Origin of the sequence: Caecibacteroides pullorum, from assembly GCF_019239235.1 — a bacterium.
In the GTDB taxonomy this organism is placed as follows: domain Bacteria; phylum Bacteroidota; class Bacteroidia; order Bacteroidales; family Bacteroidaceae; genus Bacteroides; species Bacteroides pullorum.
The window spans coordinates 44,003-65,141 of the sequence record NZ_JAAZTS010000011.1; the positions used below are offsets into that span (position 1 = coordinate 44,003).

Genomic DNA, 21,139 nt, shown 5'->3' on the forward strand with positions numbered 1-21,139 from the left:
TCAGGGGCGTCCGCCGCGTAGCCAGCAGCGGCGGTAATAGGCCTCGTCAAGGTGGCTGACAATGACTCCCCGGCTGGTACTAGCATGTACAAAGTATCCGTCTTTCAGATAGATGCCTACGTGGGTAACTTTTTTTCGTGATTTTCCATTGTGGAAGAATACGAGATCACCTTCTTTCAATTCCCGACGCGAGACTTTTCGGCAGGCTTTCATTTGCTCACTGGTGCTGCGTGGAAGACGCATATGGTATACTTTCCGATAGATTTCTCCAGTCATACCCGAGCAATCTGTTCCTTTTTGAGTGTGCCCGCCGCTACGGTAGGGGGTCCCTATCCATTCGGCGGCGGTGAGATACAGGTGATGGTTATCCTTGGGGCCGATGTCTATACCCAGCTTTACTGAGGCACGAGCTAAGGCCCGATAGTCTAGTCGAGGAGTCGATGTATGGCAGGCACTTAGACAGAGCAGCAGTATTGCAGGGAGTAATAGTCTGTGCAGGCATTTCATTATGCTTTCGCCTCCTCGTCTTTTTGTACTTCTTGTACTTCCGGTTCGTCAGTTGTTGATAATGGTTGTACCTCCTCTTCTTCGGCCAGTTCTTCTTCTTTGACACCTACGTTGAAGTAATCTTCCAGTTCTTTTTCTGCTGAACCGTTGGCATTGTCAATGTCACGGATGATGATGCCGTGTTCCAGCAGGGCGATGCGGGGGCAGATGTCTACCGTGTGGTTCAGGTTGTGGCTTGAGATAAGAACAGTAGCGTTATGCTCTTCATTGTAGCGTTTCAGCAAGTGCTTGATGATGGCTTGTGATGAGGGATCCAGGAAATTGAACGGTTCGTCCAAAATGAGTAGGCGTGGATGGGGAAGCATAGCCGAGATGATGCCTATTTTCTGCTTGTTGCCCATGGAGTAGTTGCGGATAAATTTCTTCTGTCCCATTACTTCGCCGTTCATGAAACGTTCGAAGGGCAGGAGGCGTTCGTCTACCTCTTCCTTTTTCAGCCCGTACATACGGCCGATGAAGTAGAAGTATTCTTCGGGTGTCAGGTAGTCAATGAGGAAGCCGTCGTCGATGAAGGCACCTGTAAAGGTTTTCCAGTCTTCACTCTTGCTGACGTCGGTTCCGTCAATGCAGACGTTGCCGCGGTCGGCTTGCAGCAAGTCCAGAATAAGGCGGAAGAGAGTCGTCTTTCCTGCGCCGTTGTTGCCCACAAGCCCGAGCATTTCGCCCTGGTTGATTGTATAGTTTTCTATGTCGACGGCTTTTTTTTCACCGAATAATTTCTGTAATGAGTTAATCTGTATCATAGTGTAAAGAACAATGTAAAGCTCAATATTTAGTAATTAATATTTTATATTTCTGATATTTGTCTTTTATCGCTGTCGGCTATCACGAAATCCTTCCAGGTTTTTATAACGTCGTTTCATGAAGCGATGATAGATATTTTTCAACCAGAAGCGCGAGGTGAGGATGAAGCCCAGTCCTACGACAATCAGGATGATATTAGTGGTATTTTCGCCCAGCCATATTTTGAGAACGAAATTTAGCAATAAAGGTAAGCCGAAGGCTGCAAACGAAATGAGGTTCTGCAGTCCTGTTCCCATATTCTGGCGATTGGTCAGTTTGGTGTTCAAGTCCAGCGTGCGGTTGTTGTATACGGCCAACTGGAACAGGCAGAAATAGATGGCTCCGGCGGTAAACAGTGCCCAAGCCAGGCAACTGACAACGGTCAGCTTGCCTGTCACCATAGCAGGTGTCATCAGCAGGAAGGGAATCAGAATAGCTACGCTATAAAGGATGTACTTGGCACGCAGCAGCGAGTAGATAGATTCCTTGCGGCTCATCAGTCCATCAATGTAGTTACCTTCGTAACTCATGATACTGAGCAGGAACATGATGCCGAAGATGACGTAGTTGTACACCATGATGAAGTTTTTCATGCCGTCAGAGTCGTAGATATCCGAAAAGCTGAGGATACCGCTGAACATCAGTACGATGATAACAATGGAACGTAGTGAGGCTTTGCATACTTTGTTGCGTAGCAGCAGCTTCAGCTCCAGGCGCATGTATTCTCCTATTTCGCCGTAGCGGTCCAGGAAGCGGTATTCCGACACGCTGCGCACCTTCACTGTCGTGTCTTCTACTTTGTTTAGTTCGCTGTACACCAGCCCCTGCATCACTTTGCGGTTAACGAACCATAGAGCAATGATGACGACTATCACGCTGAGAAAGCTGAATGCATTGCCTGTAATGAAGCCTTCGCCTAATGTTACGGCCCAGTCGAACAAAGGGCTGTCGTCAGGAATGAACAGGGCACAACCGATAGCGCCATAAACGGCAAGCGGAAGGAAAGTCCACCAGATGCGTTCGTTCATCAACGTGCGACACAGCAAGAACCAGTAGTTGTTCATTACCATCATCAGCCAGATGCCGATACTGTAGGTAACAACGCCTGTCACGCCATAGAAACGCGTTACGGTGATGATAGCCAACGGTACAAAGAAGAACAGCCAGAAGAGGTTGAACGTACTCAGCCCAGAACGAAGTAGAAGACAATCTATCAGCCTGTTGCGTTTAATGGGAAGCAACAGGTAGGGTTTCATTTCCTGCGTAGGTGTTTTTTGGAAAGGAAAACGGATGAGGAAGTCGAGCGCCAGGATGATGATGAGTCCCCCGTTGATGATCTGGTAGGGCTCGCGCGACTCTTCACTCAGGGCAAAAGCAAAAGTTGTGCCGAAGAATATCAGATACCCGGCCCAGAAGGCGGCCATGAGGTACATCCAAAAACGGCCGAATTTGTTTTTGTCGTACATGGGATGGCGTTTGTCGGCCAGCTTGCCATGTCGGCGTAGTTCGAGAAACAAGTTCATGATTGCATGTAAATGTTTGGTATGAAAAAAGGCACGGATAACTCGGATTTTACGGATTTGCTATGCCATTCCGTTGTCTTTCCGTGTCATCCGTGCCTGTTATTTTATGTAGGGCTTTCCTTTTAATATTACTTCTTGTCGGGTACGGTCATCACCACTGTAATCTTGTTGCCCTGTTTTTGCAGGTCGGCAGCAAACTTTTGTACGTCTGCTTTGCTGATGGCATTGATCGTTTCTACGTAGTCTTTGGTATTGTCCACACCGTTGCAGAAATATTCTTTCAGATTGTTTACCCAGTAGCTGTTTTCTTTCTGGTTGTCGTTATACTTTTTCAGCATATACTCCTTGATTTTCTGCATGTGTTCGTCGCTCGGACCTTCGGTAGCCATTTCTTTCATTTCGCGATCGATGATGGAATTCAGCTTTTCGAATTTGTCAGGGTCTGTCTGATATACAATCTGCATCATCATGTCTTCCGTCGGGTATTTGTTCAGCCCTCCGTAGCAGCTGACGCCGTATGTACCGCCTTCTTTTTCGCGGATTTCCTCCGTGTAAACCATGTCGAGTGCCTGTGTCAGGAAGCTCATCAGCAGATTGTTCTTCAGGTCATATTTGCAGTCACCGCTGTAGAGCATGAAGACAGTGGCCATCGGTGTTTGCTGTTCTTTGGCATATGTCTTGTTCAGAATGCCCTTGGCGATGTCCATGTGGTTGTCGCGTACGGTTTCTTTAGCACCTGTAGAGGGCAGAGCGCCGAGGTATTGCTCGATGAGCGGCTTCATTTGTTCCAGATCGATGTTACCAACGAGGAAGAAGGTGAAGTCGCCTGCATTGGCGAAACGTTCCTTGTAGATTTGCAGAACGCGGTCGTAGTCGATCTGGTCGATCAGTTCGGGCTTCAGCGAGAGATAGCGCGGATGGTTGCCGTACATCATCGAGGTGATGGTGTCGTTGATGCTCGACAGCGGGTTGGCTGCTGCATTTTCCAGCTGTGCTTTCAGACGTGTCTTGAAAGAGGCAAAAGCTTCCATATCCTTGCGTGGAGCTGTGAAGCTCAGGTAAGTGAGCTGCATCATCGTTTCAAAATCTTTGGGTGAGCAGTTGCCGTGTACGTATTCTTGTGTACCGCCTACACCTGCGTCTACCGATACTTTCTTGCCGGCCAGCATCTTCGTCAGTTCCACGTTGCTGAAGTCACCCAGTCCGCCGGCAGAGATTACGCCGTTCAGAATGCCTTGGTTGAAGTTCAGCTTGTCACTGTCGGGCAGCAGACTTGTTCCACCCAGACTGAAAGCGCTCATGCGGATTTCGTCAGCCTTGAAGTCTGTCTTCTTCACGTAAACCTTCACACCGTTCGACAGGGTCAGTTCCGTTGTGCCATAGATGGCGTCAGCCTTTTCCGATACGATCTTGCCGCCTTTGGGAGCTTCTTTCATCAGCGGTTCGTTGCTTACCTTGTCTTCGTAGGGTTTTACGTCGAGCTGTTTCATGCCGTTCAGCTGTGCCAGCACTTCTTCCTTAGTGGGGATTACTTCGCCTTCTTTGTCGGGGGCGGAGATGATGACCACCTCGTTGTTGTCAGGAATCAGTTCGCTTTGTACAATCTGGTTTACCAGAGCCACGGGGATGTTGGGGGCTATCTGGTTGAAGACTGTATATTCGTATTCGATGCCTGGCATAGGCTCAGCGTCGAGGAAGTGCTGGATGCACTCGTTCACGTACGAATCATTCTTCGTGTTGGCACGTTCGTTATAGGAAGACTCAATACGTTGCAGGATGTTTGCACGGGCACGTGCATATTCCGATTCCGTGAATCCATAGCGGCGCATGCGTTCTACTTCCGTCAGCAGAGCGGTCAAAGTTTCCTTCAGACCGTTGTCTTTGGCCGTACCAGAGATGTTGAAGGCTTCTTTGGTCTTGGATAGGAAGAAGTTGCCATAATAACTGCCGGCATTTACGTAGGGCGGGTTGGCGCTCTGTGCCAGTTCGCTCAGACGCTCATTCAGCATCATGGTGATGGTGCTCATCAGGTAGTCCTGCACCAGGTAGGCCATAGTACCCTTGATGGAGTCGGGCGTGGCATCGTGCTTGAAGTAAATGTCGATGCTCGGACTGTCTATCTCCTTGTCCTTACCTATATATATAAGGGGTTCGGCATTATCGGGTACGGGATAGTAGACACGTTCGGCTGGGTTGACGGGCTTCTTCACGTCAGCAAATACCGACTTGATTTTGGCTTCCATCTGGTCTACGTCAATGTCACCCACGATGATGATACCCTGCAGATCGGGACGATACCATTTGGCGTAGTAGTCGCGGATGTCCTGATAGGGGAAGTTGTTGATGACGTCGATGCTGCCGATGGGCATACAGTCGCTGTACTTGGAGTCGGGGTAGATGACGGGTTGCGCTTCGGTGTAGAGGCGGAGCATGCCGCTGTTGCGGCTGCGCCACTCTTCGCGGATGACGCCGCGTTCCTTGTCTATCTCCTTGTCGGCCAGCAGGATGGCGTTGCTCCAGTCGTGCAGGATGAGCAGGCAGGAGTCTACTACGGATGCATCTGTACTGGGGACATTGCTGATGCGGTAAACAGTTTCATCCACCGAGGTATAGGCGTTGAGGTTCACACCGAATTTGATACCTTTCGTTTCGCACCATTGTACGATACCCAGGCCACGTTCGTCGCCGGGGAAGTTTTTCGTACCGTTGAAGGCCATGTGCTCCAGGAAGTGTGCCAGTCCGCGTTGTTGTGGCTCTTCGAGGATAGAACCTACTTTCTGTGCGATATGAAATTCAACACGGTTTTCGGGTTTTTCGTTGTGACGGATGTAATAGGTCAGTCCGTTGTCCAACTTGCCCACGCGTACCTGTGCGTCCATGGGGACGGGTGGCATCTGCTGGGCGAAAAGGATTCCCATGTTACCGCAGACGATGACTGCGGCCAGGATGGTTTTCTTGAATAAATGTCTCATAACTCAATTTTTAAGTTTTTCTGTATGTATCAGTCGAAGGCGGTGGCCGAAAGTCACACGCCAGAGAGATTTTTTTAGTGATTATCGGCTTGTAATTCGTCTCTTATTCGGGTATAATCAGCGTAATGGCTTCGTGCAGGATACCGATTTCCAGCGGGAAGTGGCGGTCAAGAATACGTCCGTCCAGGTCGACTTCCGCATTCTGCGCACGAAGCACTTTGACGTGTTGAGTACGATAGGGGTGAACTACCTTGTGGTTCAGGATACGTCCTTGTATCAGCATCCACAGGCCACTGAGCAGCTGGCGAAGTTCGGGACGGTAGATGACAGAAACGTCCAGCCAACCGTTGTAGGGGACGGCACTCGGCACTTGTCCATAACCACGTGCACTGCCGATACAAACCGTCATGATACGTCCGCGGATGTGTTCGCCGTTTATCTTCAGATGCATGCGATGAAGCTTGCGTTCGAAAATGAGCGACAGCAAGGCCATGAAATATGACAATGGCTTTACGCCCCAGAATCGTTTGCACTGGTCGGTAACCTTTACGATGCGTGCTCCCAGGCCAATGTTGATGGCGTTCAGGAAATAGCGTGTCAGGTGTTTCTGTCCGTCGTAATAGTAGCATGTACCTACGTCGATCCGTCTGCGCCGCCCGTGAATGATGCAGTCTACAGCCTCTTTATAGTCATCGCTCATGTCCCAGTAGTTGGCAAAGTCATTGCCGATGCCGTTGGGGATGATGCCCAGGCTGATGTTTTCCTTGTCGGGAGCATCGGAGTTCATGATACCGTTGATGGCATCGTTCAGGGCGCCGTCGCCACCCACGATGACGATGGTATGGTAACCGTTGTTGGCCAGAATGCCGGCCAAACGTTCCACCGAGCCGAACCCTTCGGATTGTACGTAGTCATAAGCCACGTTTCGGCTGTCCATGTATTCCTTGATTTCTTTCCACCGTTTCTGCACTTTGCGTGTGCCGGCTTTGGGGTTGTATATCACCCCCCATTTTTCGGGTGATTTCGTCATAGCTTCTTTGTCCTTATTGTTTGGCAGTGGGAGAGGAAGGAAGCCTCTTTTCTGCCGTTGTCACTTGCAAATTTACAAATTCTCTGTGAGTTTTCCTTTGACAAACGCAATCTTTTCTTCCATGGGCAGGCGTGCGTCCATCCAGTGGATGGTAAAGCCGCGCCGTTCCATGCCTCTGAACCATGTCATTTGCCGCTTGGCAAACTGATGGATGGCGGTTTCCAGTCCGTGGAACATCTCGTCGTAAGTCAGCCGGCCGGTGACGTAGAGGGTCAGGTATTTGTATTCCAGTCCGTAATAGATGAGGTCTTCTGCTGCGATACCTCGTTCCAGCAAGCGGCGTACTTCGTCCACCATACCTTCGTCCAGTCGCTGCTTCAGGCGGCGGGTTATCTTTTCGCGGCGCAGGTCGCGGTCGATGTCCACGCCGATGATAAGGCTTTTCAGCTGTGGAAACGAACGCTCGTCCACGGGGGTGTGCAGGTAGTATTCTTCTATTTCGATGGCTCGGATGGCTCGTTTGGCTGTGTCCACGTCCGTTGTGTTGTGCAAGGTCTTGTAGGTTTTCAGCAGTTCAGTCAGTTCTTCCAGCGATTTGTCTGCCAGGCGGGCGCGCAGCTCAGGGTTCTCGGGTACGGGCAGCAGGCGGTAGCCTTTCAGCACAGCTTCCAGATAGAGCCCCGTCCCTCCGCAGGCGATGGGTATCATACCCCTGTGGCGGATATCTTCGTAAGCCGTCAGGAAGTCGCGCTGGTACTCGAAGACGTTGTACTTGTAGCCCGGCTCGGCGATGTCTATAAGGTGGTAGGGGATGGCTTGTCCGTTTACGTTGTAGTCGGCCAGGTCCTTCCCTGTACCCAGATCCATGCCGCGGTACACCTGTCGGGAGTCGGCACTGATGATTTCCGTTTTCAATTCAGCTGCCAGAGCTGCTGCAAAAGGTGTCTTTCCCGAAGCTGTAGGACCCAGTATGGCGATTAAATCATAGTTTGGCATACACTTGCAATTTACGTTCGGGCAAACTTACGGATTTTCTGTGGAATATACTAATGAAAGACTGGTTCTATTTTTCTCCAGTTGAGAAAAACTTTTTTCCCAACTGGAGAAAAAACAGTGGCTGCTTGGTGTTTCCAACTGCCTACATTAGCGTCGTAAAGTGCCACTTTAGCGTGCTAAAGAGGGACTTTACGGAAGCCAAGTGCCTCATGGTAGAAAGCAGTGCTTTTCGGGTGTGAAAGCAATGTTTTAAAGGGAAGAAAGCATCGTCTTCTTGTGAAAATTATGTTTTTGTTTTATCCTTCACGCCTTCACTTCATTTCAAAACGTTGGAATATAGCTTGTTATGGTGAAATATGTGTTTTGTTTGCTTTCACATCTTTAGGTATGTGTGTGGCGTTTTAGATAATCAGATTGTAATAGATATGAACACTTAATTTTTTTCAAATGTGCAGAAAGTTTGCATACTTGCTATGTATTTTTGTAGCATAAATAATAATTTTATCTAGTAACTAATTTTATTTGCTTATGCTAACTCCTTTTGCGAATAGACTGGAATCTATTATCAATGAAAAACGGAATGTGATTGAACGTCCTATTTTTGTATTCGTAGGTTTAACACCTTATGTGGATTTCACTCCCTATAAAGACAACATTGTGCATGTTGAAACCTTTGATAAGGAAGGGAATACATCGTTATTCAACGAGAAATGGTTTACAAAAGTATTTATAAAATTATCGCAATCAACGGATTTTTGTATTTTATCACATCAGCAATATTCATATCTGATAGAATACCTAAACCCAGACTTGTATAAGGATAGATTGGTTGTGGTTTATGACAATCTGCGTTCATTATTGCCCATCTCAAAAGAGTTATATATGGAAGAGAATTCTGGCGATGGATTGGAGGTCCGTTCAGACGAAATGCCAGTATATCATGCGGAACAGTTTAAGATTGGAGAGAATTATTTCTATTCTTTGAAAGGATTTGATGAAGAAAATATGACCGTTCCCTTTTTTACAGAAGTGAAAAAGCTTGATCCTTCACCCTATTCGTATTCAAGTGAAGAAGTGATAGATATTGCATCCAATCCTTATTCATTGGATTTCTTTGTCAATGAATGTATCAGGACATCCAATTTCAAAAAAAGAATGGTGGTAAAACTTTCAGCCAAGAATGTGTTGGGCACCGCTATAGAAAGAAATATGGAGTATCTGAATGCTCTATTATCAGTTTATGGTGGAGGTATATATAGAGCATCATTGGAGAATGTTACTAAGGACTATGCTCCGTCTAATGAAGCGATTACTTTATTGAAAAAATATTGGGGAGAGTCTGCATCGTTCCGCAATATAAATGTGTATGAAAATCCAGAGATGGGAAAAGCTACAATGCCTATATCACAGGGGCTTATAATAGATACCATCATTAATGAGTACAAGACAGCAAAAAGTGGTAATATACCTCGTGACATATTCATCACCGCACCAACCGGGGCTGGTAAGTCACTTATTTTTCAGATACCTGCATTCTATGCAGCAGAACAGGGAGATGTAACTATCGTTGTATCCCCACTCAAGGCTCTTATGAATGATCAGGTTATGAATCTGAAGAATGAAAGAGAGTATTCAAGGGTAGAGTTTATCAACAGCGATCTTAATCTGATGGATCGTGACAGGATTATAGACAGGTGCAAAAGGAGGGAAATAGATATCTTATATTTATCACCGGAATTATTACTCTCATACGCATTGAGTTATTTTATTGGAGATAGAAGATTAGGCCTTCTTATCATAGACGAAGCTCATCTTATCACTACATGGGGCAGGGACTTTAGAGTAGATTATTGGTTTCTTGGAAATTATCTGAATAAGATTCGCAAGTATTCAGCTTCCTCATTCCCTTTGGTCGCATTAACGGCTACTGCAGTATATGGCGGTGTTAATGATATGGTGTTTGACAGTATAAACTCGTTAAACATGCATGACCCGCATAAATTCATAGGTGAGGTTCGTAGGACAGATATAGAATTTGTGATTGACACTCATGACAATTATAGAGATGGTTCATTCGAGAATAACAAGATTGAAGAAACTGGTAATTTCATAAAAGGAGTTCGTAAGCTTGATTTGAAGACAATTGTCTATGCTCCCTATACACGTCATATAGCTAAGATAGAAGATAAGGTAGCTGAGATGGGGATTGATGGGGTAGTTTCGTTTCATGGCTCAATGATAAATGACAACCAGAGAGCTGCCTATGAGAGATTTAAGAATAATCAGGCTAAAGTAATGGTTGCAACCAAAGCTTTTGGGATGGGGGTGGATATTCCGGATATTCAGGTTGTATATCATCATGCCCCTTCCGGTTTGTTACCGGACTATGTACAGGAGATAGGGCGTGTCGCTCGTAAAAAAGGGATGAAGGGATACGCAGCACTAACATTTTCACCTTCTGATCTGAGGTATAGCAAGCAGTTATTTGGCATGTCTTCCATAAAGACTTTTCAGTTGCAGGAGGTTCTCAAAAAAATAATGCGTCATTTTATGACAAACGGTAGAAAAAGAAATATGCTTTTGTCTTCAAATGACTTTGGATATATTTTTGAAACAGGCGACGGACTTGATCAAAAGGTTTCTACCGCATTGATGATGATAGAGAAGGACTATCTGCTTAAAACACGTTTTAATGTTTTGATAGCAAGGCCCAAAAGGGTGTTTACCTGCGTCTATGCACGTACAAACGAGGTCGGAATACAGAGACTTAAAGAGAGATATGGAGATTGTTTCAGTGTGATAAGTAGATCTGAAAAGACAGATTCATACAATATTGAGCTGAACCTCGATAAAATCTGGTCGTCACATTTTAACGAATACAGTTTCCCTCAGATAAAAAGAGATTTTTATAATAAGAGGTTTCTTGAATCGGAAGGAATAAGCCTATCTCCTCTTATAAAAGTAACGCACAGGATCAACACAGAGTTTACTGTTGTGCTCAATACGATAAATGAAGTTATTTCTGCTATTAAAGCAGCTTTTGTCCAGTTAAGACAAAGAGGTGGATTCTTTACAGAGCAGGAATTCAGAAGTATAGTAAAGTCTCTTTTGCTCTCAAAATATGACATAGACAAAATAATATCATTTATTCTATCAACATATTCGGGAAGACTTATCGGTTGCAATACATTGGAAGCCGACTCTTTCCTGCAGAGAAGGGTTGTCGGGTTCAACGAAGAATATCAGGTGTTTTCGACAAACTATGAATCTCAATTTGCCACATTAATCAAGATTCTAACCTCTATGTTTGATGAGAATGCATCGAAAAGGGCAATCAGATATGTTTCTGCTGGTGAAGTTATGCTTAAAAACCATATCAGACTCGGTTCATTGATTGAGATACTCGGAATAGGCAGTTTTGAAACACAAGGCGGTGATGAACCTAAAATCTTCGTTCGTATAAACGATCCACGGAGGATAAAAAAAGATTCTGAAAGTAAGATTTACACTAATTTCATTCTTGAGGGTGTTAAGAACAGACATAAAACAAGTTGTGATATATATGAGCATTTTTTCCTTAACTATCTGAGTAATGAACGAAGATGGGATTTTATAGAGGATTTCTTCTTGGGTGCATCATACGAGGAACTTATAGAACGTTATCCTGGAGGTACGCAGAATCACATAGATATCCTCTCGTATTTGGAAGAAAACGCAATAGTAGCAGATGGAGAGAATGTCGTATCGCCGAATAATAATTCGATAATAGACGGTTTTTTACCGAGAAAAGGAGGATATTATATGCCAGACAGTCTTCTTACAATCGGTAACAAGACAATGAAGATTAAGAAGTGGATAACAGAGAATCCTGTGTCATTGCATAGGACTGTGGTGGAATATGAGTTGATGATAGACAAATCATATTATAAGGTTCTTATGTCGAGATTGCAAAACTGTCATTTTGCATATTACAGAGATTTTATGGGACTGAAGTTACTTATTGACTATCCGGGATATGATGGACGAGTGCAAGCCTCCGTTCCTTACAATGATGACCCTGTCAAGTTTTATAAGTGGTGGAAGAAGAATTCAGATAGAGTTACACTTAGCTATAAGGACCAGTTGCTGTTATTTATGGCTGTAGATAAAAAGGCTCCTAAAGCTCTGACCAAATTGCATAAAGCGATGATAGCATGATAAAGTTCAGGTCTGTTATTGGTGGTAACCAAAAAATAACAGACCTGAATTTTGTTGTTGTTTTATCAGGATATTAAAGACATATACCTTAAGCTACAATAATAGCATCATGTAGATCCTCCACATATTTCTTAACACCTATGAAATCCTGTCCAAAAACGTCGGACCATTCAAATTCATCGAATGGAGGTTCATTAACAAGAGTTTCAAAGCTGATATCGCCATGGTCAGAAACATAGGTAATAATAGTTTTCAGGTATTCCTCCTGTAGTGAAGTAAAGTTGTTATCTGAAAAGAACTGTGACAGTTTCGCCATTGCAGCTTTCCTGTCTATACCAATTTGGGAGCGTATAAAGGCTGCTACATTTCTATTGAATGACATTTTGCAGTTCTGTAGATAGTTTATGTATTCATCTTCAGTGCCAAGATCAGTCCACAATATTCTCTCCAATTCACTAATGTCTTTTTGGTTGAGCTGTTCAATATTCCTTATTTTAACGAGTACGGGTAATTCAGCATTCTGGTTTAAAAACTCCTCTACTCTTTGTTTATAAGAGGCTCTGTATGGTTGGATATTAACAGAAGATTTTTCTTCTATTATATCCTTTATATTCAATATAAAATCACGGCTTTCACTATCGATGATAAATTGTACCAGGTCTCTTATTTCCTTTCGGACGTATTCAAGTCTGTTTAAGGTAATATCATTCCAGAAAGCAGGTACAGAAATTTCTTTAATCAGATCCATCTTAACCTGAACTTGTGGTATGGCAGCTTTCTCCTGAAGACTGATACATATATTTTGAACCTTTCTTATATAATTACCTGCATTTATTGTAGAATCAAGCATAGATAACTGAATATAGAGCATGATGGCATCAAACTTTTTGGCAGTTTCATTGTCTTTTTCAGGTATAACAAGAGGAGCTACTTTATCCTTCAAGTCCAATACATCAGTAGCAGAAAGAACTATCCAATTCTCTTTTTTCATGAATTTATCCACCACATCAATATTTTGTCTGACAGATATATGCTTCGTATTCAATTTGCCAACTTGAGAAATGAGAATATCCTTTATTTCATCATGAAGTTTCTTTGCCCCCTCGTCACTTTGATAGTTGACATGTTGGAGAGCGAAAGCTATATCAACCCTCAGTCCAAAGAGTTTTTCAGATAACGTAACCTGTGGTAGGGCTTCGTTTCCTCTTGGATTCTCGTCAAAGTATTCAAAGTTTCCGCACCAGTCGAAAATATAGAAGGTTTTCTTATCCTCACCGATGTCGAAAATATCCTTACTCAGTCTTGTTCCTCTACCTATCATCTGCCAGAACTTGATATAAGAATAAACTTTCTTGAAAAACACAAGGTTGAGTATATCAGGAACATCGATGCCAGTGTCAAGCATATCTACACTGACCGCAATCTGAGGCATTTTGTTCCTTTCCTCAAAGCAGTTTATCAGGGTCTGTGAGTAGTTTACTGTATTATCTATGAGTACACAGAAGTCCGGACCAAGTTCAGGATATAAAACATTAAATCTTTTCACTATCTGAATGGCATGTTTATGGTTATAGGCAAAGATTATGGTTTTACCTATAACATCTCCACTTTGTACCTTCAGACCATTATTCATAAGATCTTGAAGCACCTTATCAATGGTATCTATGTTAAAGATATATTTGAAAATCTCATTGCTGTTTATATCCCGATGATAATCTGAGTCTGGATTAAGGTCATTTTTTGCTTTCTCATATTCCCAGACTTCTTCCAGCTGCTTTTTTTCCTCATTAGACAGACTGTTATATTTGATGCCTTCCCTAAGTCTTTGTGTGGTTCTGGAAATAGTAGTATAATCCACAAGGAAACCATCATTTACTGCTTCCTTAAGTTCATACGAGAAATTGGGTTCTCCGGTTTCAAGGTCAAAGACATCGTATGTACTTTTATCAACCTGATCTCTCGGTGTTGCAGTCAGACCAACAAGAAGAGAATCAAAGTAGTCAAAGATAGCCGTATATTTACCAAAAATAGAACGGTGTGCTTCGTCTATGATGATAAGGTCAAAACGTCCTATAGAAAACAGTTTTGATTCCGTATCGATGTAGTTTATCATAGTTTGGTAAGTACTGAACATGATACGAGCATTCATGTCTGGCTCCTTATTCTCACTAAGTACTGTGACTGTAGCTGAAGGAAGGAGTTTGGTATAGTTCTTAGCAGCCTGATTAACCAAAGCTGTTCTGTCTGCCAAGAAAAGGATATTCTTTACCCATCCATTCTTCATCAGGACATCAGAAAGTGATATGGAAACTCTTGTCTTTCCTGTTCCGGTGGCCATGACAAGCAAACCTTTTCGATGGAAGGTATTGAAGTGTTCGCATATAGCCTTTATCCCTCGTTTCTGATATTCACGGTCGGTTATATTCTCATTTACCGAGAGGTCTGTTATTTTACCTCTTCCTCTTCTCTGAATAAGAAGTTCCAGTTCACTCTCTGTATGAAATCCAAGAAGTTCCCTGTCAGGATAACCAAGACCGTCAATAATGAAAGTCTTATAACCGTTGGAATAGTAGATGACTGGTTTTACACCATATTGTTTTTCAAGACATCCGGCATAAAGAATCGCCTGTTGTCTTCCTACTTTCGGATCTTTTGTAGTCCTCTTGGCTTCAATCACAGCAAGCGGTTTACCATTATTACCGAAAAGTACATAATCCACATATCCTTTGTTCTGAGAGTTTGGCATTCCCTGAACCTCTGTTTCTATACATGCTTTACTTGAAACTATAGCACCTTTCTTATCCAATACTTCCCAGCCAGCTTCTTCAAGCATTATATCTATGAAGTATTTTCTTGTTTCAGCCTCAGACAAAGAAGATTCCATGTTTACATCAACAGGATTACTTACTTTCTCTGGAGCAATATCCTCTATTATCTTATCTGGGATCTCTGTTTCGGTCGGAGTGGAAACAAAGAGTTCATGTTTGTCCGGTATGAGGTCTCTATTGAATGGTGCTAGTTCTTTCAGTATCCCCAACCTAAGAAGGATGAAACCTACAACATTGTAAAGATTAAGAAGAGCAAAGAATGATTCTCCACCCTTCACATTTCCTGTATGAGCACTTTTATTACCAACCTTTCGGATATAGTGAGCAGCCATCATAATCCTGTCATTCTCTATGAAATCCGTAAAAGGTTGTCCGGTCATTAGTTCATAAAGAGTGTCGGTTTTCTTAAGTTCTATACCTTTAAGCTTGTATATAGCTTTTACAATCCATTCCAGACCTCTTCTACAATTTATTGCAGAATTATTGCGGTCTGTTTTCTGGGTATCTTCAGCAACCTTACAAAACCTGTATAAGTTACTCAAGGCTTCTATATCTTTAAGGTAATCAAAATTGCTCATATCTTGTTTTTCTTAGTTAAAGTAATAATCCATTCTACTATTGAACAGGTCTTCCGTTTCTTTTATGGATTTTTTTATAAGCTCCTTCTGCTTTTCTATTGCTTCTATCTTTGATGCAAACTCTTGTTGGAGAGAGAGAGGTGGAAGAGTTATAAATGTATTACGTATAATACTTTGTGATATGTTAGGTTGTCCACCTCCTATAGCAGCAGATAAAAAAACATTCCTATGTTCCTTCAGGTTATAATATAAATATATTTCTGACAAGACTTTGTCGTTTATAAAAATACCGCATACAGCTTGATTTGTAGCCATTTCATTCTTTATAATACCAACTTGTCCAACAGTAGCACCATACATAGCTATCACTACTGTATTAACAGGAAAAATCTTAGCATTTGAATTATTTAAAGCAGAATCGGATATTTTAATTTCGGTATCGTATAAATACATATCTTTAATTTCTCCACTTCTTAACCATAATATATTACCACTAAAATATTCCTTAACACTCTTAGGTGGTGTTCCGCCAGAGCTTGTCTTACATATATCACCAAGTTTCTTCACATTCCACCCCTTTTCATTCTCTATCGGATCTCCAAACATATCATAGAAAATGGACTGTGCCAGATTATCCAGTTCATTAAGCTGTTTTTTCTGTTTCTCAATGATAGAGGTAAGACAGTTAAGCTCTTCCACGATTTGTCCTTGGGTTTGGAGAGGGGGATAATATATTTTAGTATTATCAAAATCCTTTTTTACTATATGTTTCATAGTTGCACCATGAGCATTTCTAACCATATGGTCAATTTTACTACTCACTGCATACTTGAAATAGTATTTGCTTATCTCCAATTTATCAAAAACAACTTTAAATATATGCTGATTAAGATAAGCTGTATTTTTCAACCATTCATAAACACCCAAGCTGGCAGACCAGGATATAAGAATATCCCCATTATTTACCAAATATTTACTCGGTATATTATCATTATTACAATAATTATATTGAGCATCATCATCATTCAAATTCTGAATGCGAATAATTGGTATTCCTGTATCGCTCCATTGATTAGGCTTAAAAGCATAGCCATTAATATATGTCGCAACATCACCCAACTTCTTAACTTCCCAATCCTTCCTCATACTACATAAATTTAGAACGAAACTCTGTCATGGCTTCATTAATTTCAGACTGTAGCTTTTCTATTCTCTCAAAGATAACTTCTGGGGCATCATACTCCACCTTAACACGTTCTATCTCCTTGTACTTGTTGATAGAAAGGTCATAGTCATTATCCCTAATTTCCTCAACAGGAACCAAGAATGATTTATCCTTTCTTGTTCTGCTTTCTTCTGCCTCTAAGTTCTTGAATCTTGCTATAATGTCAGGGATATCATTTTCTTCAACTACATTTCTCTTCTGGTCAAGAGAATATCCGTCAGCAGTCATATCATAGAACCAAACCTTATCTGTTCCCCCTGCTCCTGTCTTTGTGAAGATAAGGATAGCAGTAGAAACTCCTGAATATGGTTGGAATACACCTGAAGGCATAGATATAACAGCTTGAAGTCTATGTTTTTCAACCAGTTCTTTTCTGATAGCCTTATGAGCCGTTGAATTTCCGAACAATACACCATCTGGTACAATACTTGCACATCTTCCCCCAAGTTGCAGTATTCTTGTAAACAGGGAAACAAACAAAAGCTCTGTCTTCTTAGTCTTAGTAATAGCAAGAAGAGATTTGCTTGTATCATCATAATCTATACTACCAGCAAAAGGAGGATTTGCAAGACAAAGGGTATATTTATTTTCATCCGTATTACTTGAAGAAAGACTGTCCTGATATTTCACATTAGGGGCATCAACACCATGAAGCATTAAGTTCATAGCACCGATTCTTAACATGGTAGCATCAGTATCAAAACCATTGAACATTGTAGTTTTGTAATGTTCCTGATTCTCCTTCTTTACAAGTTCATCCTTATAGTTTTCTGTAATATACTTCGCACTCTCGACAATAAAGCCAGCACTACCCATGGCAGGGTCACATATCGTATCTTTCAGAGTTGGTTCCATAAGTTCAACCATCATTCTGATAATATGTCTCGGAGTTCTGAACTGACCATTTGTACCTGAAGCAGCCATTTTACCAAGGATATATTCATAAGTATCTCCCATGGTGTCACGGTTATTCATATCAAGTCCTTCTACACCATCCACTACCTTGGTGAGAGTTCTCTCATTCTGAATCAGGAATACAGCATTCTCCATAAAGCGGCTATAGGCAGAAGACTTACCGCTATTGAGGTTCTTTATAAATGGAAATACATCATTCCTGATTGTATTATACATTCTGGTAGCATCATAGTTCTTGAATACTGACCATCGTAAAGATTCGAAGGGTACATCCTTATCTGTTTCAGGATTATGCCATGAGCCTTCACCAAAAACAGGGTCTTTGACCCTTACACCTAGAAGGGCAGCATTCGCCTCTTTTACCAACTGTGCATCGTCTAGCATTTTCATAAAGAACAGATAAGTCATCTGTTCAAGGATTGTTATAGAATTTGTGATACCTCCAGTCCAGAAAGTATCCCAAATATTGTCTATCTGAGTCTTAATTTCTCCAGTAATCATAGCTGTTGTTTTTAATGAAACAAAATTATAAAATAATTATAAGGTCTGTCTGTTTTCTACTAATAAATTTGAATGATATAATTCGACCAATATTATTTCTTGATATAATCTTCAATGAGAGTTCTTTGTTTTATTGCTTCCGTTTCCGCATAGTGGAACTCAAATCCTCCTGTACCTCTTTCAAACTATTTCCAATGCCATAATGCGTACCGTTTTTCACTACATAAAACTGGTATTCACTATCTATGCTATCAGAGTCAGTTATCTCCCGATACACGTCGAGGATTGGTGAAATAACAATCCAATAATCGTCGTGCAACTCAATCACTTTATACAAATTGTCCTTGACATACATGTATCCGCTGTCCTTCCAAATTAGATGGGGTAGGTCGGCCGGAAGCTCTGTTTTTACATTCGAAGCGTTTGCCTGATTTTCATCCATCATAATCTTTCCTCCTACAATCAGGTTGTCGGGAAGTTCTTGAATAGGGGTGGACCTGATATCTATATTTCCGCCAACGATCAATTTGTCAGGAAGTTCTGTCAGGCCCGACTCACTCAAGTCCAGATCTCCATTGACGACCAGACCCTCAGGCAAAGATTTCAGATTCTTACAATTGGATAAATATATATTTCCGCCAATGCGGATATTTTTCGGCAACGTTTCTATGTCGCTGCAATATGCTTCCAAATCATTTCCTATGATGATGTTTTCCGGCAATTGACGTATGGCTGTCTTTGCTATATTCAGATTGCCATAAACGGACTTAATGTCGGGAAGTGATTCAAGATTCTTACAGCCCTCCAGGAATAAATCTCCTGCAAAGACCGTACAGGCATCTGGAATTTTCTTTATATTGGGACAATCTATCAATACTAATTCTTTCCAGCAAGATGAATGAACGGGTAAAGTGTCTATTTCCGACTGGAATAGATATAATTGCTCCAGTTGAAGCGATTCCGGCAAACGGACTATGTTGGGGCATTGCTGTATGGAAAGAAATTTGATGTCCAGATCCTCTGGTAATGATTTAAGTGAAAAGCAATCTTTTAAAGTCAGTCCATATAGTTTGAGTTGAGATGGCAAACTGTCTGTAACATCACCATTCAGGGTAATACACTCCATACCATTGTCAAGCATTGTACTTGAAACGCCGGCTATACTGTATAAATCTTCTTTCGTTATCATCATTCGCTATTTGGTTAACACATCGATTTTCCTGCTATAATTTCCCGAATCTTCTCTTTTATTTTGCTTTCTGTTGAATTTGGCGGTAAGTAGTCGGCCAACTTGATATATACGGTATTGATCACATCCTTAATGCGATTTTCCGCTTCTTCAATTTGAGGTTTAAGCCCCCAATAATCTATAATCTGTTCGTTGATGTTAGGCCAGTCAACCCTCGTTATTTCGCCTGGTGTGTAGAACAGTGACAAGGGGACATTTATGTCGGCGGTTGTATATTCTACTTTAATGGTAGCGGTATTGTTCAAACATAAGGATCCGCCATTGACCGCCATACAGATTTGCTTCATTTTGCAGTCCTTTACAAACAATCTGAACCACCTGTAGGAAACGGAGAAACTGCCAGTACCCTCTGTTTCGGCTTCAAACGAGTATTCTCCTCCAAGGACTCTCGCTGTGACAAGACCCGGAGTTGCGACGCTTAAAGATAGTTTGTAAGCGTCCGAGTACTTTGCATGTTTCTTATATCCTGCAAATAATGCCTTTACTGCGGTGCTAAGAGATTTTTTGGTTGCTCTTATGGTAATAGTGTCATTCATAATACAATGTGAAATGTGTATAAAGGATTAACGGTACTATTTCTGTGCGTACTTCATATACATATTTTCGACCTTCTTCCTCATTTCTTCTCTGAGGTATTCAGGTTCGAGGATTTCAATGTCATCAGCGTATGAAAGCAGTAAGCTCGTTAGCTCTTTATTGGGTTTGACTTTAATGGTAATGATCCTATATCCATCTGTTCTTTCAGACTTCAGCTCAGTTTGTGAAGAATGGATAGGTTTGGATTCGATATATGGGTATCTTTTCTCGGATACTTTAAGCTTGATCTTTACAATCTCATTATGACTCACTGTTACGCCGACAATGTCTTCAAAGTATTCATCTATATTAACAGGACTATCGCGAAACTGGATGCTCTCGTTTATTTGTAGAGACTTTATTCTATCAATTGCCAAATTAGTAAGGTTGTTGGGAAAAGAATCCGTGCTGCATATCAAAAACCATCTGTTGTTAAATTGCTTGATAGAATAAGGATGAGCGACAAACTGAATGGAAGATTTACCGTAGGGTTCATATTCTATATTTAAAACAACTTTATTTAAAATAGAATACAGAATTTGATCAAAGTGTTCTACCCCTTTTAAAAATGGATTATCTTCAAACTCCAAGAAATTGGAATCTATTTTAGATGATAGAAATACAGGAATATGCGATATGAGCATACGCATAGACTTAAAAATAGGTTTTTCTGAAAATTCCGGTTCAGAAAGTAATTTCAATATATTGTCAATAGAAGTCATTATCCAATCATTAAAATAATCGAACGGAAAGGGACAAAGGACATTTTCATATCTCAAAATCTTTCTTCTTCCCAGTTTGATATTAACAAAATCTTCTTTGCTGTTAAATTCAGCCAAATCAGCTTTTAATTGTCTAAGCTGTATGGTGTCACAGTCAATATCTCTCAAACGGGCATTTACTGTTTCAAGTAAAGTCTCGTACGTATATTCTCTGTTTACATCGCGAAGACAGTAATCTATAATTTTATATCTTTTATATAAATGTTTGTTGACAGGCATAATTCTTAATTTACAAATTATCTTATTGGAATATTCTAAGAAACGAGATTAATACATGGGGTAGTTGTATGTCTCTGATATTTAATGTATTAGTTTGTGTTGGACTAATAAATGGATATCACATACACAACATCCATACAATAATCGTAATTTTTTTCAGTATTTGCAAATTGTAGCAGATAATTTTATCAGCAAATC

13 protein-coding genes are annotated in these 21,139 nt (G+C 41.6%); 1 reads left to right on the forward strand and 12 read right to left on the reverse strand.

The window, feature by feature from the left end; all coding sequences use genetic code 11:
- From HF894_RS09000 to miaA, 6 genes are all read right to left on the reverse strand, one after another.
- A complete protein-coding gene (locus HF894_RS09000; RefSeq protein WP_204971698.1) occupies positions 1–507 on the reverse strand; it encodes a C40 family peptidase in 507 nt (168 codons plus the stop codon).
- The gene (locus tag HF894_RS09005) at positions 507–1,310 is read right to left on the reverse strand and encodes an ABC transporter ATP-binding protein (RefSeq protein ID WP_204971699.1); all 804 of its coding nucleotides are present in this window, start codon (positions 1,308–1,310) and stop codon (positions 507–509) included. The genes HF894_RS09000 and HF894_RS09005 overlap by 1 nt, the downstream gene beginning before the upstream one ends.
- A gap of 66 nt (positions 1,311–1,376) precedes the next feature.
- Entirely contained in the window at positions 1,377–2,873 is a 1,497-nt protein-coding gene (locus HF894_RS09010) for a DUF5687 family protein (RefSeq protein ID WP_204971700.1), read from the reverse strand.
- 128 nt (positions 2,874–3,001) lie between these two features.
- The gene (locus HF894_RS09015) at positions 3,002–5,845 is read right to left on the reverse strand and encodes a M16 family metallopeptidase (protein WP_204971712.1); all 2,844 of its coding nucleotides are present in this window, start codon (positions 5,843–5,845) and stop codon (positions 3,002–3,004) included.
- A 103-nt stretch (positions 5,846–5,948) separates the two neighbouring features.
- Positions 5,949–6,875, reverse strand: a complete 927-nt coding sequence (locus tag HF894_RS09020; protein WP_021846541.1) for a diacylglycerol/lipid kinase family protein — start codon at positions 6,873–6,875, stop codon at positions 5,949–5,951.
- A gap of 72 nt (positions 6,876–6,947) precedes the next feature.
- Positions 6,948–7,871: a tRNA (adenosine(37)-N6)-dimethylallyltransferase MiaA gene (miaA, locus tag HF894_RS09025; protein WP_204971714.1), complete on the reverse strand. Its 924-nt coding sequence runs from the start codon at positions 7,869–7,871 to the stop codon at positions 6,948–6,950.
- A gap of 582 nt (positions 7,872–8,453) precedes the next feature.
- On the opposite strand from miaA, the gene HF894_RS09030 reads away from it, so the two are divergent.
- Positions 8,454–12,068 (forward strand): DEAD/DEAH box helicase, encoded by a 3,615-nt coding sequence (locus tag HF894_RS09030; RefSeq protein ID WP_204971715.1) that lies wholly within the window; start codon positions 8,454–8,456, stop codon positions 12,066–12,068.
- Between the two features lie 88 nt (positions 12,069–12,156).
- On the opposite strand, the gene HF894_RS09035 is transcribed toward HF894_RS09030, so the two are convergent.
- The 6 genes from HF894_RS09035 to HF894_RS09060 form a co-directional block, all read right to left on the reverse strand.
- Positions 12,157–15,474 (reverse strand): DEAD/DEAH box helicase family protein, encoded by a 3,318-nt coding sequence (locus HF894_RS09035; RefSeq protein ID WP_204971718.1) that lies wholly within the window; start codon positions 15,472–15,474, stop codon positions 12,157–12,159.
- A gap of 12 nt (positions 15,475–15,486) precedes the next feature.
- Complete coding sequence (locus tag HF894_RS09040; RefSeq protein WP_204971720.1) at positions 15,487–16,620, reverse strand: restriction endonuclease subunit S; 1,134 nt, start codon at positions 16,618–16,620, stop codon at positions 15,487–15,489.
- Position 16,621: 1 nt separating this feature from the next.
- Complete coding sequence (locus HF894_RS09045; RefSeq protein ID WP_204971722.1) at positions 16,622–18,115, reverse strand: type I restriction-modification system subunit M; 1,494 nt, start codon at positions 18,113–18,115, stop codon at positions 16,622–16,624.
- Between the two features lie 130 nt (positions 18,116–18,245).
- Positions 18,246–19,307, reverse strand: coding sequence for a hypothetical protein (locus HF894_RS09050; RefSeq protein WP_204971725.1), 1,062 nt, complete (start codon positions 19,305–19,307; stop codon positions 18,246–18,248).
- An 11-nt stretch (positions 19,308–19,318) separates the two neighbouring features.
- Complete coding sequence (locus tag HF894_RS09055) at positions 19,319–19,900, reverse strand: hypothetical protein (RefSeq protein WP_204971727.1); 582 nt, start codon at positions 19,898–19,900, stop codon at positions 19,319–19,321.
- Between the two features lie 36 nt (positions 19,901–19,936).
- Positions 19,937–20,941 carry a WYL domain-containing protein gene (locus tag HF894_RS09060; protein ID WP_204971729.1) on the reverse strand — a complete coding sequence of 335 codons (1,005 nt, stop codon included), beginning with the start codon at positions 20,939–20,941 and terminating at the stop codon, positions 19,937–19,939.
- Positions 20,942–21,139 lie beyond the last annotated feature (198 nt).